The following is a 22,608-nucleotide window of genomic DNA, read 5'->3' as shown; positions in this document are numbered from 1 at the left end:
TATGCCAGTCAAAATGAGGAGAGCCAAGTCAGGGATGAAAAAAATATTGTTGTCCGGTTTGTTGTTGTTGCTACCGCTAGCAGCATGTTCGCCCAACCCCTCCGGGACTTCAGCGACGAACGGTGGAACTGAGGCAAAACCTCTGACAATCGGTGCCATTCCCGATCAAGATCCGCAAAAGTTACAGCGTCAGTATGAGAAGCTAGCTGCTTATCTGGAAAAGGAACTGGGTGTGCCAGTTGAGTATAAGCCGGTTACTGACTATACGGCGGCGGTTACTGTGTTCAAAGTAGGGGATTTGGATTTGGTTTGGTTTGGGGGATTGACGGGGGTGCAGGCACGGTTGCAGGTGCCCGGTGCAGAAGCGATCGCTCAACGCGACATAGACTCCCAATTTCACAGTCTCTTCATCGCTAACAAAAAGGCTGGACTGAAGCCATTTAAAGATATTTCTGGTTTGCAACAACTAAAAAAACATAGCTTCACTTTTGGCAGCGAATCTTCAACATCCGGGCGTTTAATGCCTCAATATTTCCTGCAACAAGCTGGACTCAAGCTTGAAGATTTGAAAGGTCAAGCCGGTTTTTCTGGCGATCACGATAAGACGATTAAATTGGTGGAAGCCGGCACCTACGATGTCGGTGCTGTCAACGAAAGCGTCTGGAAAAAGCGAGTCGAAGCCAAAGAAGTAGACTTGAACAAAGTCGAAGTCCTCTGGGAGACACCCGCCTACTACGACTATCACTGGGTCATTCATCCCGATGTCAAACAGCGCTACGGTGAAGATTTTGTTAAAAAAGTGCAAAACGCCTTTTTAAAACTAGACCCCAAAGTACCAGAGCAAAAAGAAATTCTCGACCTTTTACAAGCAACTAAATTTATTCCTACCCAAAACTCCAATTATGCTCAAATTGAGAAGATTGGTCGGGAAATTGGCAAAATAAAGTGATGTTAATGACCGAAGCTAACTTTAAACTTGCAGAAAAATCCGATAGTGAAACTCTGGTGGAGTTTATCCGGGAGTTCTACAAATTTGAACACCTAAATTTTGATGAATCCATTGTTCGCAAGGCGCTAGCAAAGATTTTGCATGATGATTCTCTAGGACGAATGTGGCTGATCCAGCATGGCGACAAAGCGATTGGCTATATCGTCCTTACCTTTGGCTACAGTTTGGAATTTCGAGGGCGGGATGCATTTATTGATGAACTCTACATCCGAGAGAGTTATCGGGGGCAAGGGGTAGGCATGAGCGTAATTCAGTTTATAGAAAGTCTTTGCCCTTCTTTGGGAATTCAAGCACTTCATTTAGAAGTCGAGCGGAAAAATACACCAGCACAAAACTTATATCGGAAGGTTGGTTTTAAGGATCGCGATCGCTATCTCATGACTAAATGGATAGCAAACTAAGCAGAGAAATGAACTCATCTGCGCCAATATTTGAACTGAAAAACGTCTCTAAGCAATTTGGACGCTTTGAATCTCTTGCTGATATTAACTTGCAGATTTGGGCAGGCGATCGCGTGGCGCTGGTTGGTTCTAGCGGCGCGGGAAAAAGTACGCTAATTAATTTACTCAATGGTACGCTGTTACCCACTCAAGGAGAAGTCTGGGTACTGGGTCGAAACCTCGCTCATCTGCGTCCAAAGTTGCTGCGTCAAGTCCAGCGCCAGATTGGTACGATTTATCAACAATTCCACTTAGTTGATAATTTGCGGGTGATTCACAATGTCAATGCTGGACATCTAGGGCGCTGGTCGTTTTTCAAAGCAGCAGTTTCGCTGATTTATCCTTTAGAAGTCGAAACTGCTCATCAAGCTTTGGCACAGGTGGGGATTCCAGAAAAACTTTATGAACGTACTGATAGCCTTTCTGGCGGTCAACAGCAACGGGTAGCGATCGCTCGCGTCCTCGTGCAAAATCCCACCGCCATCCTTGCCGACGAACCCATTTCCAGCCTCGACCCCGAACGCAGCCGCGAGATTATGGATTTATTGCGCCAGTTGAGTATAGAAACCGGGAAAACTTTAGTCACCAGTGTCCACACGATTGAATTTGCTCGGAGTCATTATCAGCGAATTATTGGTCTGCAACATGGGCGTATTTTGTTTGATATTCCCGCTGAAGACCTCTCGGATGCCATGATTGAAACTCTCTACAAAACCACGGGGTAATCCTAAATATTTCTATTTAAATTCCTCTGCATTTTTTGCATCTGTAGCGGTTTGATATCTGAAGTGTGCCACAAACAAGCGATCGCAAACTAACAAACCTTCCTCAGCGCCCCTCCCCGCTTAACTGGCGTACTGTATGGGGATTGCTGTTTGTCGCGTCCCTCATTTGGTCGTTGCACGTAGCAGGCGTATTCCAAGAAAATTTAATCAACTCAGGCGGCTGGAACCTTGTCTGGCGCTTTATCGTAGCTGCATTTTCACCCGATCTCAGCCCAGAATTTCTCCACCTCACTCTAGATTCCACCCTGAAAACCCTCGCTTACGCCGTGTGTGGCACTTTCTTCAGCGTGCTGATTGGGTTAGTGGGGGGTGTTTTTTCTTCTGAGATATGGTGGCAATCTGTCTCAAATTCAAAACTCAAAACTCAGACGCGATCGCTTGCGTCTCTACAACTCAAAATTCAGTCTCCTTGGGTAGTGGTACGAGGAGTTTTAGCAATCCCCAGAGCAATTCACGAGTTAATTTGGGGGTTATTTTTCCTCAATATTTTTGGACTCGATCCGCTAGTAGCCGTGTTAGCGATCGCAATTCCTTTTGGTGCGATTACTGCCAAAGTCTTCTCCGAGATTCTAGACGAAACCCCCCGCCAGCCACTGATGGCACTGCTCAATAGTGGCGTTCCCCCTCTGAATGCTTTTGCCTATAGCTTGATTCCCCAAGCCTTTCTAAATCTGCTGTCTTACGCTTTTTATCGGTTTGAGTGTTCGATTCGTTCCGCCGCCGTATTAGGAATTATCGGTGCAGGTGGACTGGGGTATCAAATTCTCCTCAGCCTCCAATCTCTGCGCTATGAGCAGGTGTGGACGTTTTTGATTGCCCTAATTGTATTAAATGGTGCTACGGATTTTTGGAGTGCTTTGCTACGCCACCGTTTAGGCGCGCCGAGTCGCCTGGATTTAAACGTACTGAATCTCCAAGGGCGCAAACAGCGGTTTTATCAAAAAGATCCAGTCGTGCAGGTGTCATTTCTCGGCGGTATTGTTTTAGTCATCTTCTCTTTCTGGTACGTCCAAGCTGATTTCTCGAAGCTTTGGGCACCACGAACCGCACAGCTATTGGCAGGAGTGTTTCAGGATATCTTCCCACCGGATGGGAGTCAGGTGAGTCAACTTTTTACCCTTTCGGCTCAAACCCTTGCTATGTCAATCCTGGCAATGGCTGGGGCTGGATTAGGCGGCATTTTATTATCTTTTCCAGCCGCAAATAATTTCCTGTTGCCAGGAGGGATTTTAGATACTGGCAGAAGATCCAGCAAACTCCCCTCATCAAAGGGGACAGCGACTCTAATACCCGCCTTTTTAAGGGGGGCTAGGGGGGATCTACGAGCAACTGCTGTACTGATTTTTACCCGCTTCCTACTGCTATTTGCTCGTGCCGTCCCCGAACCTATTTGGGCGTTAATCTTTCTATTTGTATTGTTTCCAGGTATCTTACCGGGAGCGCTCGCTCTCGGTTTACACAACTTAGGTATCCTAGGGCGTCTGATGGCGGAAGTAACGGAAAATCTAGATGAACGTCCTTTGCGATCGCTTAAAGCATTGGGCGCGAGTGGTTCCCAAGTCTTCCTCTACGGCGTCTTACCCCGCACTTTGCCCCGCTTTATCGCTTATATCCTCTACCGTTGGGAAGTCTGCATCCGCGCCACCGTCATCGTCGGATTAGTGGGTGCGGGTGGATTAGGTCGCTTGCTCGCGGAACAACTGAGTAGCTTTGACTACAAAGGTCTCCTGACAACTCTAATTGTGTTTCTCGCCCTCACTTTTATCGTAGATATGATTAGTGCCTCAGTACGACGGACATTAAGGTGATGCTGAGGAAAACTCAACCTTTACACCGTCAGACTGATGTAGACACCCGGTAAAAGTTCAACACTGATAATGTAACAAACAAAACATTTCCCAGTTACACCATCAATTCAGATTGATGGAAGAAATCGTTTTGTTGCGGAATTTTACATCATTTTTGAATGTATTTACAGCGCTTATCTAATTTTAACGAATCTCTAGAGCTAAAAATAGAAATAGCAGCCTGATATCCCTTCTGAAAACATTACCCGTCTGGTAAATAACCAAAGCAAATAGGCAAAAAGTTTTCATGAGAATTTCAAAATTCACAATTTACCAGACGTTGTCAAGTCCATTTCCTGAAGATTAAATGTGCTGCCGTGAAAGCTTTTTAATAAGGAGATACCATGAGCCAATCAAGCAATCTACCAAACAATAGTTCGATAACTACCGATGCATCTACAGGAGAAGAACATAAGACTCAACAAGCGGCTGCAAAAGCAACAGCCAAAGTTGCTTTTGAAATGGCACCCGAAAAAATTGTCGTTGACTCTCCACCCCCAAAACCCAATTATCCCCACTATCGGGTTCATCCTGGAGAGCAGTTTGTCTTAGCATCTGTCGATCCGAATGCTTCGGAAGACTATAAAAATAAGAAAGATATTGAGCAGGAACTGCAACATCAGCGCCAGCGCCTTCAAAATTTACAAGAACGTCTATATAACGTCTATATGCTGAACATCAGCGCAGCCTACTCATTGTCCTGCAAGCGATGGATACAGGAGGCAAAGATGGCACCATTAAACACGTATTTGGTGGTGTAAATCCGCAAGGTTGCCAGGTTTGGTCATTCAAAAAACCTAGTGAAGAAGAAGCAGGTCATGATTTTCTCTGGCGTTATCACCAGCGGACGCCGTTACGAGGGATGATTACTATCTTCAATCGCTCGCATTACGAAGACGTGTTAATCGTCCGAGTGAAACAACTGGTACCAGAGAATGTATGGCGGCAGCGCTATCACATTATTAATGAGTTTGAGCATATGCTCACGCTTAATAACATTGCGGTAATCAAGTTTTTTCTGCACATTTCTAAAGACGAGCAAAAACGACGGTTACAAAGTCGTTTAGAAGATCCAGATAAGCATTGGAAATTTTCTAGCAACGACTTGAAGGAGCGTCTGTTTTGGGATGAATACCAGAAGGCATTTGAGGATGCAATTAACAATTGCTCGACTAACTATGCACCGTGGTATGTCGTACCTGCTAATAATAAGTGGTACCGCAATTTAGTTATTGCTCGTACAATTGCTGACACCCTTGAAGCAATGAATCCACAATATCCAAAACCAGAAATGGGCTTAGAAAGTATTTTGATTTCTGATTAACTTTCTTCTATCACTCTGCTATTATTTTACCAGATTGATAGAATTGCGTGAACAATATTTTGAAACGAACGCAATAAACGAAACAAGCGAAATAGCTCTGGTTTTGGATTGGTGTAGCGGTGCTCTCTTGGCTTTAGGCTTAGCATCTGGTAGCTACGACGTTAGCGCGATCGCTTGCTGGCACGCCACCCGGCTCAATTGCATCAATCTTAGCCTTAACCAGAGCGATCGCTTCCTGTAAATCTGCTTGTCGCTTCAGGAAAATCTCGGTTTTCCCAATGACTGGATTAATGGCATAAAGATTCCAGTTGTTGTCAGAATCTTCATAGGGTTTAACGTGCCACTCTTGATAGATAAAGTCGTCGCATTCGACGCAAACTAGCTGTTGCATCATCCCGTCAAAGCGAACGCTGTCCTCGTTGTTAGGAACCCAATGGCTTTCGTGATTACTCAAAGCAATTAGGGATTCGACAAATGCTACAGCTTCCTCGTATTGCACAAAAGCCTTTAAGCTGCGATATGGATTGCCTTGCGGGTTCCAAATCTCCAGATGATGCCCGTAGCGTCCCGGTACGATTTGGTAAATCCATCCGTCAAGCATTTGTGCAGTGTAGTCTTGTTTGCTGCTCATGAATACACCTTCTATCAGAACCCAAAAATATCAGGTCTTCTCGTTGGTTAGCGATTCCTAGCCTTGTCGCTTTATCCTGATTTAGCTGTGTTGGGATACCATCTACTCTAGCGACCCTCGGAGAGAGTTTCACCCCCACTGTTGGCAGTAGCCGCGAAGAACCAGAAAACAAAATCAAGTTTTGGCGTGCATCTCCCTGATTTGCAGGCGGGAGAGGAAAGCGATAGATAGCGTGAAATCTGGTATATTTCCCGTTTGCCGGACGCGATCGCATTTGTTATACTCGCACCGTTTATTCGGAAACCCGAGTAATTAGCCGTATTAAATTAACAGGAAATTCTAGAAATTCACCGATGTCTGAAGAACCAAAATCACAGGGATGGTTTCATACCGTTCCGGGCATTATGACCGCAACTGCTGCCATTCTCACCGCTGTAACCGGCTTGGTTGTAGCGCTAAAGCCAGCGGAAGTTCCAAAGCCATCACCAGCCGCATCCACTGCGCCATCGATAGAGGAACCAAGCCAACAGGTATCGACTCCTGAAAATACTGGCACTACACAATTTGATGGCAAAGGAAAAGGAAAGAACAAAGATAAGGGTAAAAATAACTAGTCCTTGTAAACGACCAATGCCGCTACGGATTACACTCATGATTTAGTAGAGACGCAATAAATCGCGTCTCTATTTTTTTAGGTCGGGCGCAACTCAATTAAGATGACAAATTGCTAATTTTTTAAGGCATTTAGTAATTCGCAATTTGCCATTTCTGTAATTTAGCGATCGCGCAGTTCCGTCTCCAACTTGTCTAAATCCTCTCTCAAGAAAATGACCATTTGACCGTTATACGCCTTCCCTTCCTTGGTTTGGGCAATTTCCATCCAGTAGCCAAATCGATCTCCTAAGCGCAGTTCACCCTGTTGTGCCGCCAAAAGCGGAAGCCGCTGCCGACGAGCTAAGTCTACAGTTTGTGGTGTGGGATATTCGTAGACAATTCGGGAACGGTCGTAGTCTTGATAAATATCTGGGCCATAGATTACCCGCAGCGATTCTTTTAGACGTTGTGGCGTTACGCCATTAACCATGTCAAAAAAAGAAAAGCGTTCGCTGCGAATCGTGCCTCGATCTTTAAGAAAAGTGACTCTACCGGGAGGAAGGACAGTTGCGAGAAAAGTAAATCGCTGGGCGGCTGTATTGGTCTTTTGCACTAATAGACCATCGCCTGTAGAAGGTCGAAGAGTGGGATTAGAATTAATCCAGGCAATCACTTCTTCTGTTTTCTGTCCGGGTAGGGCGTCAGCACTTTTAGTGGCTCCTAATGCTAGTAAAATTCCCAGTGACAGAACTGACCAAAATTTAACGCTTTTCATTTAAACCTTAAACCTGCAAACACACTTCACTAATCAGCACCCTGTTCTCAGCTATCCCTATTCTTAAGATGCCATGCTGGGGTCGATAGCAACCTTAATTACCTTACGATTCTTCATATCTTGGAACACTTGCTCTAAATGCTTTAAAGGCTGATGTTCGCTGATGAGCAATTCTAAGGGGATGGCGCGACTCGCCAATAGAGATAAAGCATCTCGTACATATTTTGGGGTGTTGTGAAAAACGCCTTTTAGAGTGAGTTCGCTGTAGTGGAGTTGTTCGGTATTGACGGTGATGGTGGTATCGCGCGGACATCCCCCGAATAGATTGACGGTAGCACCCGGACGGGCACACGCGATCGCACTCTCCCAAACTGCGGGTACACCCGTCGCTTCTATCACCACATCTGCACCCCAGCCGTCGGTTCGCTCTTTTACGGCACTCGGTATATCTGTCAGATGATGATAATTAAACGTTTCCACAGCGCCTAGCTTTTTCCCAATTTCCAGCCGTTGGTCATTTCCCCCAAAGAGCAACACCGACGCCGATTGATGCGCCAGTACCGCCACAAACATCAGCCCAATTGCCCCATCTCCCAACACTACAACGCGATCGCCCGACTTTACATTAGAACGTGCTACCCCATGCAGCACGCAGGCTAATGGTTCAGTCATCGATGCCAAGGCATCGGGCAAGTCATCTGGGATGGGCAACAGGTTGTGTTGCACAATCGGGGCGGGAATTTTTAAATACTGTGCGAACGTGCCGTTATTCCACGTCAAGTTAGGGCAAAGAGAATATTCTTGACGTTGACAAAAGAAACAATTCATGCAAGGAGCAGAATTATTAGCAACGACGCGATCGCCCACTTGCCAACCTTGGACTCCGCTTCCTACCGCCACAATCCGCCCCGCTGCCTCATGACCAAACAAGGTAGGAGGCTTCAGCATCTTTGCATGACCACCGCGCTGCCAAACCTTTAGATCGGTGCCGCAAGTCGTTGCCGCAGCCACTTGAATCACCACCTCACCAGCAGAGGGTGTAGGGTCAGCGACCTGTTCTAGGCGTAGATCCGTTTGTCCGTAAAGTACCGCTGCCAGCATGAAACACTGCCCCTAACCGAGTCCAAGCTGATTTTATCAGGGCAGATGAATTTTGACGCCTGACATGACGGCAAATTGGTTTCCAGGTTCAGCTTGGGAACAGTAGCACCAGGCTGAAAACGGACTTTTCAGTTTTTCTTTATCTAACAGTTAGGTATTTCTTCCTTCCCAAATAAGGGAAGGGAACTGTTTTATGGTTTCACCAGTTTCAGAGAAAGCGATCGCGCTCCCTGAACCCCTTGATGAAGTGGAAGTGTTTGATCCAGGGCTACAGGCAGCATTTCTTGTCGGCATGAAGTACAAAACCAATAAACCCCATTTTGCCGCGCATGACGTAGAAGAGGACTGCCGCAACAATGGCAAGTATTCATTCGCATTTTATTAAACTCCTTATTCACAAAAAGTACACCCCTGAAGCCTTGGTCACTCAAGCGAATGTATAGGCGAACACAATCTGAAAAAATAAATTAACTTTGAGCTTCCCGAACCTTAAAAAAAGATGTGGTTAATGAAACTTTTTGGTTGCGAGATGCTAATGCCCTAAGACCGAATATTAAGCGTGTTGACCGCTCTGATAAATAAAGATAGAACTGAACATAGGTTTTGTTCATCTATCCTGGGGATCATCTCCTGGTAAGGTATCCGGACTCCGGGGGGCAAAAATTTTTAGCAGGTGTTTAACCTGGGTAAACCAGATTAAGCTCTTGGCAAGAGGTTTCTAAGACACCTGCACTCACCCCCCGACAAAGGAAGCTTTAAAGAGTGCGAATCATCGCCTAAATAAAACAAAAATAGAAGAAAATTTTGATTTTCCCCCTCGTCTTTAAACCGGCACTTGACACGCCCACGTTCCTAGAAAACCTGTCGCAACAAACTTTACCGACCTCTAATATCCACAATCCGCTGCTACCCTTGTCCAGAAAAAAGAAAATATATATAGCACTCCTAAATAATTCCTAAAGCTGAGATCCCCGACTTCGAGATAGAAGTCGGGGATCGGAAGGACTGGCTCACAACTTAAATAGGATTGCGATAGCAGTCGCTTGAGTGAAATACATTTGAAACTTCACTCCTAATCCCTCACCAAAAAGCCCAGAAGGGGCAGTATTGAACCACTAAGCAAGCAGTCTTAATTTGCATTCTTGATGAGATCGACGATCGCTGCAATTAACGCGGCTGACTCGATCGGCTTAGAAAGGTGCCGCTGGAATCCGGCAGCGATCGCTTGTTGTTGATTTAGTTCCCCCACATACGCCGTGAGAGCGATCGCCGGAATCTCACCACCTTGCTCTGTGGGCAACCGTCTCACTTGCCGCAACAGCATATACCCATCCATTTCGGGCATCCCAATGTCACTCACCAGCACCGCTGGCTGAAACTGAGCTAACGTGGCAAGAGCTTCCGCTGCTGAACCGACAGCCACAACCTCTGCCCCTTCCTGTTCTAAGACAAAGGCGACATACTCGCGCATATCTGTCGTGTCATCTACCACTAACACTTTGATACCTTGCAAGCCTGAGAGAGGTTTGGACTCGCGAACGATTTGAGGAATGGTTGAGTGCTGCGACATCAACGGGAATTTCACCGTAAAAGTGGCTCCCTGCCCTTCCCCAGGGCTGTCTGCACGAACACTGCCACCATGTAATTCAACGATTTGACGGACGATCGCTAAGCCCAATCCTAATCCACCAAATTGTCGAGTCGTGGCGCTATCAGCTTGGCGAAAGTATTCAAAGACATGGGGCAGAAATTGGGGGAGAATCCCTTTACCTGTGTCGCTGACCGTAATTTGAGCTTCAGCCTCAATCTGCTCTAAGCGAATTTCAACTCGTCCTCCTGACGGGGTAAACTTGACGGCGTTGGATAACAAGTTCCAAATGACTTGCTGCAACCGACCTGAATCGCCTAAAACTTGCCCAACCTCTGGTTCCAAAATTGTTTGAATTTGAATCGATTTGGCGGCGGCGGCTAACTGCACTGTTTCCAGTGCGGCGGTGATGGTGGTTGCTAGATTGACCGGATCGACATTGAGGCTGAGTTTGCCTTGGAGAATTCGAGAAACATCGAGCAAATCATCAATGAGCTGCACTTGCAGTTTGGCATTGCGTTCGATGATCTGTAGGGCATAAGTCGTTCGCACTTGATCCATCTTGCGGTTTTGCAGTAGCTGAGACCAGCCCAAGATCGGGTTGAGAGGCGATCGCAACTCGTGAGACAGTACGGCTAGAAACTCATCTTTAATGCGATTTGCCTGTTCGGCAGCTTCCCGTGCGGCTTGTTCTCGTTGCAGAATTTGTTCTCGTTCGATTTCACTACGCTTGCGATCGCTAATATCTTTGAACAGTACGGCAACTTTTCGGCTCTCCGGCTGCCCAACGCGGAACGCATAAACATCGAACCAACGGTTCATCACTTGGGAACCATTCTCGAAGCGAATGGATTCACCTGTTAGGGCGACTTTGCCGTAAATCTCGTACCAGTGCTTTTCAAGATTTGGAATGAGCTGACGCGCCGTTTTGCCGGCTGCCTGTTCGAGTCCCGTTTGTTTCCCAAACGCCGGATTAGTCTCCAAAAAGCGGTAATCGATCGGCTTGTTATTTGTATCAAACTGCATTTCGATGACGCAAAAGCCTTCGTCAATGGACTCAAACAGCGTTCGATAGCGTTCCTCTGATTGGCGCAAGGCCACTTCTGCTTGTTTGCGCTCGGTAATATCGACGAGTGCGCCAGGAAAAGAAACAGGTTTCCCTGCTGCATCATACTCAACTCGACCCCGTGCCGTTAGCCAACGTTCCTCACCACTGACAGTCCGAACGCGGTACTCAGCAGCATATTCCTCGCCTGTGTGGATCGCCTGCTCAATTGCAACTGAAACGCGAGGACGGTCTTCCTCGTGCATAGAGTTGATAAAGAACTCGATCGGCAACCCTTCGGATGTCGCGCTCACCGGGTCTACAGCAAACAGGCGAGCAAACGCAGCATTAACCCTGACGCGATTGCCGGGAATACTCCAGCGCCACGTGTAGACGGCTCCCGCCGCCAAAGCAGATTCTAACTGCACATGGGCTTCTCTCAGCGCTAGTTCAGCTTGTTGGCGTTCGGCTTCAATGCGCTTCGCTTCCGTAATATCCCGTGAAATAGCAACCAGTTGCACTACCTGTCCCTGGGCATCTCGCACTGGCGTAATCACGCTATCCCACCATTTCGGTGTGCCCTTGGTGGTGGGGAAATAGCCTTGAAATTGACCGATGTTGCCGATTGTGGCAGCGGCGATCGCAGCTTGGGCTTTTTCATAATCTTCGCTCTCCCACAAATCAGCCCAGACGCGATAAAGGATAGATTTCGGCTCGTCGATTTCTAAAAGACACAGCCCACCAGGATTGATGTAGAGAATTTCACCGTTCAACGCTAAGACTTTGATGCAGTCAGTACTGCTCTCTAGAATGCTTTGCTTTAGCTCCTCACTTTCTCGCAAAGCTTCTTCTGCTTGTTTGCGCTCGGTAATATCCGTGCAGGTACCAAACCAGCGAATGACTTGACCGTTTTCGTCGCGCATGGGTAGGGCGCGGGTGAGATGCCAACAATAAATTCCATCTGCCCTTCTCAAACGATGTTCGATATCGTAGTTTGTGCCCATTTCAGTGGATTGAGTCCACGCTTCAATAGTCCGGAGCCGATCGTCTGGATGGAGTGTGTTTTGCCAACCGCTCCCCTGGATTTGCTCCAACGTCAATCCGGTGTAGTCAAACCAGCCGGGGCTGTAATAATCTACCCAACCGCTGGCATCAGCCGTCCAAACCATTTGGGGAATAGATTCAGCCAAGAAGCGAAAGCGCTGCTGATTAGCTGCTTGGCGCGAGCGCCCCAGTTCTATATTGGCAGCAACGCGGGCAAGCAATTCGCGGGCGCTAAAGGGTTTTACCAGATAATCATCGGCTCCAGCTTCCAATCCTGCGACTGCCGATTCTTCTCCAGCGCGAGCAGATAGCAACAAAAATGGAATTTCGCGAGTTTTGGCATCAGTTCTTAACCGCCTGAGCAACTCAAAGCCATCCATACCTGGCATCATCACATCGCTGAGTATCAGGTCAGGCGCACAGTTATATACGGCAGCTAGAGCGGTTTCGCCATCTTTCGCCATTTCCACCTGATAAAACTGGCTGAGGAGGCGGTGCAGATAGTCGCGCATATCGGCGTTATCATCGACTAGCAGAATCCGGGCGGTAGGCGTCGAGATTGGAGCATCTGAGGTTCGTTGAGCGTTTTCTGCGGTCTGCAACCTCGGCGCTGCATTTTCTTCGGGTAGCCAACCTAAAGCTTCTTCAACATAAGGAATTGCACCAAAAGCGGTGGAGGCTTGGGCGCGGCTGGAGTGAATGTCATCACTCGGCAAATGAGCCGTTCCCATTGGCAATCGAACCGTGAAGGTACTGCCCCGACCCAGCGTACTGTCAACAGCGATCGCTCCACCTTGCAACTGCACGAGTTCCTGCACCAACGATAGCCCGATTCCTGTACCTTCAAAGGTGCGTCCCCGTGCCCCCTCAACGCGATGAAACCGCTCAAACAGTTTGGGAAGCTCGGCAGATGGGATACCCGTACCCGTGTCGCGCACCATCAGTTCCACATGGTCGCCGACCGGACGCAGAACCACCGCAATTTCTCCTTCAAACGTAAACTTAAAGGCATTCGAGAGCAGATTCAACACAATCTTCTCCCACATATCCCGATCTACATAAATCGGTTCTGGTAAGGGAGGACAATCAACCGTGAGTTGCAGTCCTGCTTGCTCAACGGTAGAACGAAATAGACTGGCTAATTCAGCCGTATAGGTTGCCAAATCGGTTGGCTGGTAGTTTGCCTGAGTGCGTCCGGCTTCAATGCGCGAAAAATCGAGCAGCGTATTGACGAGCTTCAGCAAGCGCTTCCCGTTGCGCTGCACCATTTCCAGTTGCGATCGCGCTTTGGTCGGAATGTTTCCCTCTAATTCGGCTAGCGTCTGCTCTAGCGGTGATAGCATCAGCGTCAGGGGAGTACGGAATTCGTGGCTGATATTGTTGAAGAAGGACGTTTTGGCGCGATCCAGTTCTGCCAGTGCTTCCACTCGCTGGCGTTCTTCTTCAAACGCACGGGCATTCGCGATCGCATTCGTGACATTGCCTGCCACTAAATCAAAAAATTCTCGGTACTCATTCTCAAAGGCTCGATGGGGATTGATTCCCAACACCAAAAACCCAACAATCTGAGGTTGTCCCGATTGGGTCACTGGCACAACCCAGGCAGCAGCAGGCGACCTATCCCAGGTTCCCTTCGGTAACTCCCCGAAGCGAGTTGCTACATCAACAATAACGGCTTGCCCAGTCTGATGAATTCGTCTCAATCCCCATCCGTCATTGTCTTGAGTCAGGTCTACGATTGCTGGCGTTGCTGAGGTTTCCGCCTCGAATCCAGCCGTTTCAACCAGAGTCGCTTGCTTGCCATCTGCCGCCACTCGATAAAGCAGGGCAAACGGAATATCGTGAGCATTGGTGGCTAAAGCCTGAATTGCCGTTCTACAGGCAGCTTCAACCGTCTTGGCTTGAGCTGTTTTGCTCGCCAGTAAGCTTAATGTTTGTAAGCGGCGATCGCCCAGAACTCGCCCGGTTGTCTCGCTAACGATGCAAAAAATGCCGCCGACTTCCCCGCTCTCATCCCGCACGGGGTCATACGAGACATCAAAGTAAGTTTCCTCGCTGTACCCGTAGCGATTGAGAAAGAACAAATAATCTCGCGCCCAGAAGGCTTCTCCAGTCGTGACAACTCCCTCAAGCAAGGGTTTGAGCGCGTCCCAAACTTCGCTCCACAGCTCACGGGCGGGGCGACCCAGCGCCCAAGGATGCTTCGATGCCAAAGCAGGGCGATAAGCATCGTTGTAGAGCGCGATCAATTCAGTTCCCCAGAACAGGCAAATCTGAGCTTTTGAAGGCAGCAAAATGCTGACAGCGCTCCGCAAACTTTGGGGCCAGTAGGTTACATCTCCTAAGGGAGTCTGCGACCAATCGAGCGATCGCATCAAATTCCCCATTTCGCCGCCTGTAACAAAAATGCTGTCAGCAGCCCTTCCTTTGTCTGCAAATGTCACTGGCGCAACTCCTGCTCCTCGAAATACCTGGCTAGTCGTCTTCGACCTGTTCCCCCATTATGATTGCAGCAGTGTTTCAATCTGCTTCCAACCGAGTGGTAAGGGGCACGTTCGTTTGTTTTCCCATCGATTCACACTATGGAACGATACCCCAAGTAGCGTTGCGAACTTTTCCTGTGAAAGTTCAAGCCGCGGGCGAGTCTCGCGGACTAACCCCGCCACCTCTAGCTGTTCAAGTGTGGTTCTTGGGCACAAATCCCTCTATCTTAATGCGTAAAATTGAACGATAGCCGGTGCGATATCCTTCCATCTATTAGCCAGAATGGGGCTAGTTTCTCTTCATTCTCTTCCCCTCCTAGTCATTGACAGAAAGGATTTTTATCACTAAGTAACTGTCTTTGAACAGGTCAATTTTCACAGGCGATCTCTCCCCGTACCATCTAATGCAGGCGACCCTGGATCGGAAGAATGCTGCTTGCATAACCAGCCGCTATCTGCACGCTGATTTAACCCCCATTCCACAACCTAAACTGCCATACTCCGAATTTTCGACATTTAAAAATTTGGGCTTGCGATCGCAAAACATATTTACATTTTTTTGTATAAGAAATCACCTTTGTTAGAAAAAAAAACCGAAATAACCGATTGTGACAGTAGGGGGTGCAGAATGTGCGATATATCTGTAAAGCTGGAAAATATAGGTATCCTTTCCCAATGCCCTGCCCGAAAAGGGAAAAGATGCGAGCTTAACTTGCGAATCCATTGTTAACCCTAAGCCGCACTGAGCTTGAGTTCCCTCGACACGCTCATTGCTCGCGACTTGAGGAAGAATCGAATTTATTCAATTGACCTTTAAACTTGAGACTTTTAACAGGATGAAGATTCAGCAATTGTGCCAATGCTGGTTCAATTATCCGATGGTAGTATCTAAATTTACAGGTAAAAGAGTTGCGAGAGCAGAACATCTCCATATGATTCTTAGAGAAAACTAGCTGATTGTGGAGCATAACATTGAACTCTTTCAACTTTTTCAATCTTAAATTCCTTGGAAATCTCCTATTTCTCAAGTCGATAGCAGGTAGCAGTAAGAGTGTCCATCCTAAACAACCAGGCTAACTCAGCTAGCCAAAAAAGTAGCCGGGAAGCATTTCCCAAATTGGGGAAATTCAATTTTTCTAAAGCGTTTTGGTCAAGGCTGCCAAAAAAGCAGCATCGCTACAAGCAAAGATGGCAACCTCGTGACCTAATTGTTTTATCGATACTGGCAGGGTCAACTTTGGGGGTGAGTGCGATCGCTGTAGTTAGCTATCAGGTTGTGCGGGGACTGATTCTGGAGAACCTCCAGCAACAAGCCTTACTGAAAGTCCAGCAGGGACGAGATGAGATTGACCAGTGGCTATCTAATCGGAAGACTGAAGTAGAGATGCTGGCGAACAGTCCCCTCGTGCGCTCTATAGATTGGTCAGTCGCCCAGCCTTATTTAAAGTCGGAATTGCAACGGTTTAAAGAAATTCACCAGCTGTCAATTGTCAACTCCGAGGGTTGGGGTGCGAATACCAGCGTCGGTCCTCATCGCAAAAATATTAAAGACCGGGAATGGTTTATCAAGGCAATGTCAGGGCAAGTCAGTGCCGCGAATCCCGTAGTCAGTCGCACCACAGGCCTTCTACAAATCAATATCAGCGCTCCAATTATGGGGGATTCAGGAACTCAAGTGCTGGGAGCAATGGGTGGAGCGATTAAAGTTGACCGAGTGATTCAGGTAGTCAGCAGGCTCCAAGAGGGAGCTGGCAGCTATGCCTTTGCACTCAACTCCACAGGGGTGGCGATTGCCCATCCTGACCCCAAGATGATTGGCTCCGCAGAGCATGAGGCACCCAGCTTCTTACAATCTTCCAATCCGGCACTGGCAGCGATCGCTCAGCACATGGTTGCCAAACAAGCGGGGATTGAACTAATACGAGTCAATGACAGATGGAACTACGTTGCCTACGTGCCCCTAAAGGAAGCGGATTGGTCAATTGCGCTGGTTATTCCTCACCAGAATATCGAATCTAACTTAGGCGCACTCAACCTCTTGGCGACCGTTTTAGGCGGATTGTTGCTGATTGCCCTAATGGGTGCATGGCGACAGGTGCAGCTGTTTGAGCAAACTCGCACTCGTGCCGAACAGGAAGCTCTACTCAACCGTTTGGTGCGTCGTATCCGAGAATCTTTAGAGCTACAAACCATTGTTCAGACGACGGTTACAGAACTGGCAACCTTAACACAGCTTGATAGAGTGCTGTTTGGCTGGTACGATCCCCAATCCCAAACCCTTGAGCTGGTTGGCGACTCTCACGCCCAAACATTGACGATTCAGCCAAGAAAGTTTCAGTCCAATTCGTGTATAGACATAGCAGCTTGTCTACAGCAGACAGAAGCACTTCATCTGTTGTTTGTTGATGCTGAGTTAGAGCAAACACCTCTACAGTTAAAAGCTCACGCCTACCTTGCACTCCCTATCCCGCTTTTAGATGGCTGCTGCGGCTATCTCATTGGGTTGCACGCTCATTCCCTAAGTCCACTAGATCGGGAATTACTCAAAGCAGTTGTCGATCAGTTAGCAGTTGCCATTACTCAGGCTCAGCTTTACAACCAAACCCAACAACAGATTACACTGCTCAACCAAACGCTGAGCAAACTTAACCAGACCCAACTCCATCTGGTGCAGAGCGAGAAAATGTCTAGTTTGGGTCAGATGGTGGCAGGCATTGCCCACGAAATCAATAATCCAGTTAACTTCATCTACGGCAACCTTACTCATGCCAGCTCTTACATCCAAGATTTACTAGAGTTGATTGAGCTGTACCAAGAGCAGTATCCTCAGCCCACGCCCCAGATTCAAGACAAAGCAGAGGACATGGAACTGGAATTTCTCAAAGAAGATTTATCCAAACTCCTTGCCTCGATGCAAGTTGGCGCTCAGCGTATTCGTGATATTGTTTACTCGCTGCGTGTGTTTTCCCGTTTGGATGAATCAGAAGTCAAGGATGTGGATATTCACCAGGGCATTGATAGCACGCTGATGCTTTTGCAAAACCGTCTTAAGGCAAAGCCAGATCATCCAGCCATTGAAGTTGTCAAGGAGTATGGTCAGTTACCTAAAATTGAGTGCCATGCCGGACAACTTAACCAAGTATTTATGAACCTCCTCAGCAATGCGATTGATGCCATAGAGGAGTTCAACGCCAAGCGTAGCTATCAAGATAGGCAAGCTTCGCCCAGCCGAATTACAATTCGCACGCAAGTTTTGGCATCAAAACAAATTGCGATTCGGATTGCAGATAATGGCGCAGGTATTGCTGAAGAGATTCAACAACGATTATTTGACCCGTTTTTCACTACCAAGCCGGTTGGTAAGGGAACCGGAATGGGATTAGCGATTAGCTATCAGATAGTGACAGAGACACATCGGGGACAGCTACGATGCATTTCGTCACCCGGACAAGGAGCAGAATTTGCGATTGAGATTCCGATCCAGCAATCACAGCAACCATCGTCGGAATTGCTTAAGCAATCAGTTTAGGGGGCAACTTAGGGCACAAATTCCCACTACTGATGAACAAAAAAAGTAAGGACAAAATAGATTTGAGAAAGTTACACTAAAACTTTCTCAAATCTATTTTCAGCTAGCTTGGTGAGAATTGGGAGTTTAGTATTCTAGGAAATTTAGGACAAGACAGGTGAATCGTTTGGTCGGTTATAAACAGCCCAATCCTGAATTCCCTGATTGCGAAAAACTCCTTCAACTTTGGCGATTTCCTCGTCTGTACCATCCACAATTACCAAATAGTAATTGTAAAACAGGCGATCGCTATAAACTTTAGCGTCATCTTCATGAATGCCGAGATCGGTTAATGCCTCAATCAGGCGATTCGTTGCCGCTGTTCCAATCCCAACACCAGCAATCGTACCGGCTAGTGTCAAGCCCAGACCACCCGCTGCCATTACAGCCCCCACACCAGGAACTGCTAAAGTGCTAAGACTGGTGAATATGCCACCAAACAGCCCAACGTTAGTATTTGCGTTGGCTTTTGTGGCAGCAGTGACGCTAGCTTCATCACCAATGCGATCGCTCATATTCGCACCGGCAAGTTGATCGTCAGGTTTTGCTTGTGTGGTAATTACCGAAACCCTATCTATTGGGAAGCCAGCTTTGTTAACTTCATCGAGTGCAGTTTCTGCATCTTGACGATTAGAAAATACCCCCACAGCACGCTTATTTTCAGCTACAGTCATTTTTCCCTCCGATTGCCATATCTGCATCGCGAATCCACAAATGCAGAATTGATTTTTTAATCCTTGATGTTGAAATTTTGGTATTTTCTGCTACTAGATCCATCAATCCCTAGATGTAACTCGGAGGTAGAGTCTCTCCGGGCGTTTTGTTACGGCTGAGTTGAATGATTGAAGACTCATCTCAAATCCGTCTACTTGCCCATCATATAAAGAACCCCTCCCCGCAAGCGGGAAAGGGTTGGGGTTCTGGGAAATTAGGGGAATCAACCAGACTTTAAGATTACTGAGTCGCCAGCCGGATTACTCGTTAGGCTTTTGATTCGCCTGCAAGAAAGCTTCGATTACCTCAGTTGCCAATTGAGTCATGGGCTTACCCTGACGGGCTGCTTCTGCTTTCAAGCGGCTGTAAACATCATCCCGGACATTGATTCGACGACGGATTTTAGCTGCAACTGCAATTTCTGATTCTTCTGGCAGCACCACCTCATTTATCAACCCAGTATCTGACTGAGGAGAGACTGCTTCTGACTCATAGTCAACTGTAAATTGACGAATCGCATCAAAACCAACGCGATCGCAGAAATCCCCAAAACCTTCTTGGGGTTGCCGCGACTGCTTGAAGTAAACGAAAATCGGCTCTAATTCGGTTTCTAGCTCGTTAATGTGCAGCCGATCCATATAGGCTCTAGAGAGTCGCGTTTGGTCGCGTGAAGCCCCTAGCCAAATCTGATAAGATTCAGCCGCACTCCCGACAAATCCTAATTCTGCCAGATAGGGACGAGCGCAACCATTCGGGCAACCCGTCATCCGCACGATAAAGTGTTCGTTTTCCAATCCCACTTTTTTCAGCAGCGCCCGAACCCGATTCAAGAGATCCGGCATGATCCGTTCCGATTCGGTAATCGCCAAGCCGCAAGTCGGCATGGCGGGGCAAGCCATTGAATAGCGCACCAACGGGTCAAGTTGATTGGGGTCTGCCTGAACGCCACAGCGGTCAAGAATTTGCTGAATTTCGGTTTTTTGCGCCGGGTCAATTTCGTAAAACAGCAAGTTTTGGTTGGGTGTCAGGCGAATCGGTAGCGAGAACTTCTGCACGATTTCCCGCAGTGCAGTTCTTAGCTTAAAGTTACCTTCGTCCTTCACCCGACCATTTTCAATCGGAATTCCTAGAAACAGCTTACCGTCGCCTTGTTCGTTCCATCCCAAGAAATCTTTGTATTTAAACGGCGGTAACTCTTTAAAAGCTGCCAGCGGTTTGCCAAAGTATTCTTCGACTTTGGCGCGGAACTTCTCGACGCCCCAATCTTCGATTAGGTATTTCATCCGCGCATGACGGCGGTTTGCGCGATCGCCATAATCTCTTTGAGTGGCGACAATTGCTTTGATCAGATCGTAGATATCTTGTTTCTCTACATACCCGATGGGATCTGCCATCCGGGGAAATGTCTCTTCTTTGTTGTGGGTGCGTCCCAAACCACCACCTGCAAAGACATTAAATCCCTCTAGTTCTCCCTCGGTGTTGGTAATCACCACCAAGCTGACATCTTGGGAATAGAGGTCAACCGAATTATCCCCCGGTACCGTTACGGCACACTTAAATTTCCGGGGCATATAGCGATCGCCATATAGCGGTTCTTCTTTCCCGTGAACGACGGTGCCGTTGCCGTTGCGTTGCCGCGCCGCCTTTACCTCTGGGTTTTCTTCCGCGCTAATGGACTTTTCGCCATCTAGCCAAATTTCATAATATGCACCTGTTTGCGGTGCCAGTAGGTCAGCAATATTGTTGGCATACTCCCAGGTATATTCGTAGTCCCGGCGATTTTTATAAGGCGCTGGGGGCGTCATCACATTGCGGTTGAGGTCGCCGCAGGCTCCCAGCGTTGACCCCATGTTTTTAATGATGGCAGCGATGGATGCTTTGAGATTTTTCTTTAAAATTCCATGCAGCTGAAAACCCTGGCGAGTCGTAGCGCGTAGCGTTCCATTGCCATATTCCTCAGCCAGTCGGTCTAAGGTCAGATACAGTTGTGGTGGAATGAAGCCCCCCGGATTACGGGTACGCAGCATGAACTGGTAATCTTTTTCCTGACCCTTCACCCGGTTGTCCCGGTTATCCTGCTGGTACGATCCGTGAAATTTGAGAATCTGGGTGGCATCTTCTGTGAAGCTGTTGGTGTCTTCCAGTAGCTCAGTTGCCACAGGTTCGCGTAAAAAGTTGCTGCGTTCTTTGAGTCCTTCTACTTTAGAAAGCTTTTGGACTGGGGAAATCGGAGATTTAACCATCGGAAACTAAGGGGCTGAACGGTTGAACTGGATCACCGGAAAATCTATCGGGATTACGGCGTATACATTCATGGTACTATCACCATTCTTAATCTTTAGCGATAGGTGAGAAAATCCCTAGATTTTAACAATTCTTGCAGAAAGGGATATCCCCAGAGGACGCCCTTCGGTTCGCCACACCGTGATGCAGGGATGCAGTGATGCAAGTAAGAGCGTCGAGTCTTCGCGCCTAACCCGATTTTTGAGCCTAGCAATCTTAAGCGGTCCATTGAATCAGCTCCATCGGTAGGTTAGCATAGCTACCCTACTGTGCGGTGTATCAAACCCAAGTGAGAACCGTTATAAAAACTAAAGTGGAACAGGCTTTATCAACCTGTCCCACTTTGCTAGAAGTCACTTAAGTCAAAATATCTCGAACCAAACACCGCCAAGAACGATAGAGAGAGAGTTAATCTTAGAATCCGTAGCCGACTCCTAGCTGGACGCTAACAGAAGAAGCAGGACTGTTTTCGTAAGGCTTGATTCCCAGTTTGGCATCGCTGAAGACTACAACGTTCTTGGCAACTTCTGCTTCGACGCCAGCCGTGACTACAGGCGCATTGCGGTTTCCGAAGGTAGATGGTTTGCCTTCCGATTCATGCAAACCGTAGCCACCACCAACGTAGAAGTTGGCTTTATTGGTAACAGGCACATCATAAGTAACCATCGGAATGATAGTGCTGGTTTCGTTGGTGAACTGCACGGAACCTCTAATAGAAACTGGCGTCTTGGGAACCGCATAGCGGCCTTGAATTACACCGCCGACTGCGGCAGCATCGCCATCTTGTCCGCCATTTGTAACGCTAGCAGAACCACCAACTCCGACATAATTTGCTCGTGTTCCAGTGGGTTTTGCAGAAGCATCCAAACTAGACATTAAAACAGGAGCGATCGCTAGTGCAGATAGTACGGAAATCTTAGCTACGGATTTGAGAGCGCGATTCATAATTACTTCCTTCAATTCTCTGGTTTTCAGTTGCTTTGTTACATTCAAAGTCGTTAGCCAAAGCAAAAGGTTCCAGAAATCCATAAAAAATTTTTTCGCCCGCTCAAATCAAGGATTGCTAAATCTTTTAAGTCTCAGCATTCCTCTACAGGTAATGACTTTAAGCTCTTTAAATCCCAAAATAACAGTAAATATTTTAGTGCCTGAATAATGTTTTTACCTCTGGCAATGGGTTGAAGTAGCATTTCCTCAAATAGAGGCTTCCTGCCAGTGGACTGTTTGGAAAGTGTCACAAATCTATGAAAGATTCAAGGAACTATTTTGTTGTCTTAGCAGTCTAAAATTTAAGGGCAATTTTCATCAAAAAAAAGTAATCGTAAAGTCTCATAACCCTATAAAATTGCTCTATAAAGCTAAGAAGTTGGGAGCTGG

The 22,608-nt window shown here is 47.4% G+C and carries 16 protein-coding genes and 1 pseudogene; 7 read left to right on the top strand and 10 right to left on the bottom strand.

Annotated features, from left to right (window positions below; all coding sequences use genetic code 11):
- Positions 1-34: 34 nt before the first annotated feature.
- From NDI34_RS11700 to NDI34_RS11680, 5 genes and pseudogenes are all read left to right on the top strand, one after another.
- The gene (locus NDI34_RS11700; RefSeq protein ID WP_348232725.1) at positions 35-949 is read left to right on the top strand and encodes a putative selenate ABC transporter substrate-binding protein; all 915 of its coding nucleotides are present in this window, start codon (positions 35-37) and stop codon (positions 947-949) included.
- Positions 950-954: 5 nt separating this feature from the next.
- Positions 955-1,410 (top strand): GNAT family N-acetyltransferase, encoded by a 456-nt coding sequence (locus tag NDI34_RS11695; protein ID WP_348232724.1) that lies wholly within the window; start codon positions 955-957, stop codon positions 1,408-1,410.
- Positions 1,411-1,418: 8 nt separating this feature from the next.
- Positions 1,419-2,174, top strand: a complete 756-nt coding sequence (locus NDI34_RS11690; protein WP_348232723.1) for a phosphonate ABC transporter ATP-binding protein — start codon at positions 1,419-1,421, stop codon at positions 2,172-2,174.
- Between the two features lie 143 nt (positions 2,175-2,317).
- Positions 2,318-4,042, top strand: a complete 1,725-nt coding sequence (locus NDI34_RS11685) for an ABC transporter permease subunit (protein WP_348232745.1) — start codon at positions 2,318-2,320, stop codon at positions 4,040-4,042.
- Between the two features lie 383 nt (positions 4,043-4,425).
- Positions 4,426-5,405 (top strand): annotated as a pseudogene (locus tag NDI34_RS11680) (polyphosphate kinase 2 family protein).
- 139 nt (positions 5,406-5,544) lie between these two features.
- On the opposite strand, the gene NDI34_RS11675 reads toward NDI34_RS11680, so the two are convergent.
- Positions 5,545-6,036 carry a hypothetical protein gene (locus NDI34_RS11675; protein WP_348232722.1) on the bottom strand — a complete coding sequence of 164 codons (492 nt, stop codon included), beginning with the start codon at positions 6,034-6,036 and terminating at the stop codon, positions 5,545-5,547.
- Between the two features lie 353 nt (positions 6,037-6,389).
- Here NDI34_RS11675 and NDI34_RS11670 point away from each other — a divergent pair, with 353 nt between their 5' ends.
- Complete coding sequence (locus tag NDI34_RS11670) at positions 6,390-6,650, top strand: hypothetical protein (protein ID WP_190687887.1); 261 nt, start codon at positions 6,390-6,392, stop codon at positions 6,648-6,650.
- A gap of 161 nt (positions 6,651-6,811) precedes the next feature.
- On the opposite strand, the gene NDI34_RS11665 is transcribed toward NDI34_RS11670, so the two are convergent.
- From NDI34_RS11665 to NDI34_RS11645, 5 genes are all read right to left on the bottom strand, one after another.
- On the bottom strand, positions 6,812-7,405 hold the full coding sequence (locus NDI34_RS11665; RefSeq protein ID WP_190412648.1) for a hypothetical protein: 594 nt from the start codon (positions 7,403-7,405) through the stop codon (positions 6,812-6,814).
- 63 nt (positions 7,406-7,468) lie between these two features.
- Complete coding sequence (locus NDI34_RS11660) at positions 7,469-8,506, bottom strand: alcohol dehydrogenase catalytic domain-containing protein (protein WP_348232721.1); 1,038 nt, start codon at positions 8,504-8,506, stop codon at positions 7,469-7,471.
- Positions 8,507-8,697: 191 nt separating this feature from the next.
- Positions 8,698-8,877 carry a hypothetical protein gene (locus NDI34_RS11655; RefSeq protein WP_348232744.1) on the bottom strand — a complete coding sequence of 60 codons (180 nt, stop codon included), beginning with the start codon at positions 8,875-8,877 and terminating at the stop codon, positions 8,698-8,700.
- A gap of 758 nt (positions 8,878-9,635) precedes the next feature.
- Positions 9,636-14,627, bottom strand: coding sequence for an ATP-binding protein (locus tag NDI34_RS11650; RefSeq protein ID WP_348232720.1), 4,992 nt, complete (start codon positions 14,625-14,627; stop codon positions 9,636-9,638).
- A 57-nt stretch (positions 14,628-14,684) separates the two neighbouring features.
- Positions 14,685-14,849: a helix-turn-helix domain-containing protein gene (locus NDI34_RS11645; RefSeq protein WP_339380422.1), complete on the bottom strand. Its 165-nt coding sequence runs from the start codon at positions 14,847-14,849 to the stop codon at positions 14,685-14,687.
- A gap of 868 nt (positions 14,850-15,717) precedes the next feature.
- On the opposite strand from NDI34_RS11645, the gene NDI34_RS11640 reads away from it, so the two are divergent.
- Positions 15,718-18,195, top strand: coding sequence for an ATP-binding protein (locus NDI34_RS11640; RefSeq protein ID WP_348232719.1), 2,478 nt, complete (start codon positions 15,718-15,720; stop codon positions 18,193-18,195).
- Positions 18,196-18,338: 143 nt separating this feature from the next.
- Here the strand turns inward: NDI34_RS11640 and NDI34_RS11635 are convergent, their stop codons facing one another.
- From NDI34_RS11635 to NDI34_RS11620, 4 genes are all read right to left on the bottom strand, one after another.
- Positions 18,339-18,908 carry a hypothetical protein gene (locus tag NDI34_RS11635; RefSeq protein WP_348232718.1) on the bottom strand — a complete coding sequence of 190 codons (570 nt, stop codon included), beginning with the start codon at positions 18,906-18,908 and terminating at the stop codon, positions 18,339-18,341.
- A 300-nt stretch (positions 18,909-19,208) separates the two neighbouring features.
- A complete protein-coding gene (sir, locus tag NDI34_RS11630) occupies positions 19,209-21,191 on the bottom strand; it encodes a sulfite reductase, ferredoxin dependent (protein WP_190429238.1) in 1,983 nt (660 codons plus the stop codon).
- 95 nt (positions 21,192-21,286) lie between these two features.
- A complete protein-coding gene (locus NDI34_RS11625) occupies positions 21,287-21,460 on the bottom strand; it encodes a hypothetical protein (protein ID WP_348232717.1) in 174 nt (57 codons plus the stop codon).
- Positions 21,461-21,645: 185 nt separating this feature from the next.
- Positions 21,646-22,260 carry an outer membrane beta-barrel protein gene (locus NDI34_RS11620; RefSeq protein ID WP_242030581.1) on the bottom strand — a complete coding sequence of 205 codons (615 nt, stop codon included), beginning with the start codon at positions 22,258-22,260 and terminating at the stop codon, positions 21,646-21,648.
- Positions 22,261-22,608: the final 348 nt, after the last annotated feature.

This window comes from Trichocoleus sp. DQ-U1 (assembly GCF_039961925.1).
GTDB lineage: Bacteria > Cyanobacteriota > Cyanobacteriia > Cyanobacteriales > FACHB-T130 > FACHB-T130.
Note: the sequence above shows the minus strand (reverse complement) of the source record. Positions and strands in the feature narration are given on the sequence as shown.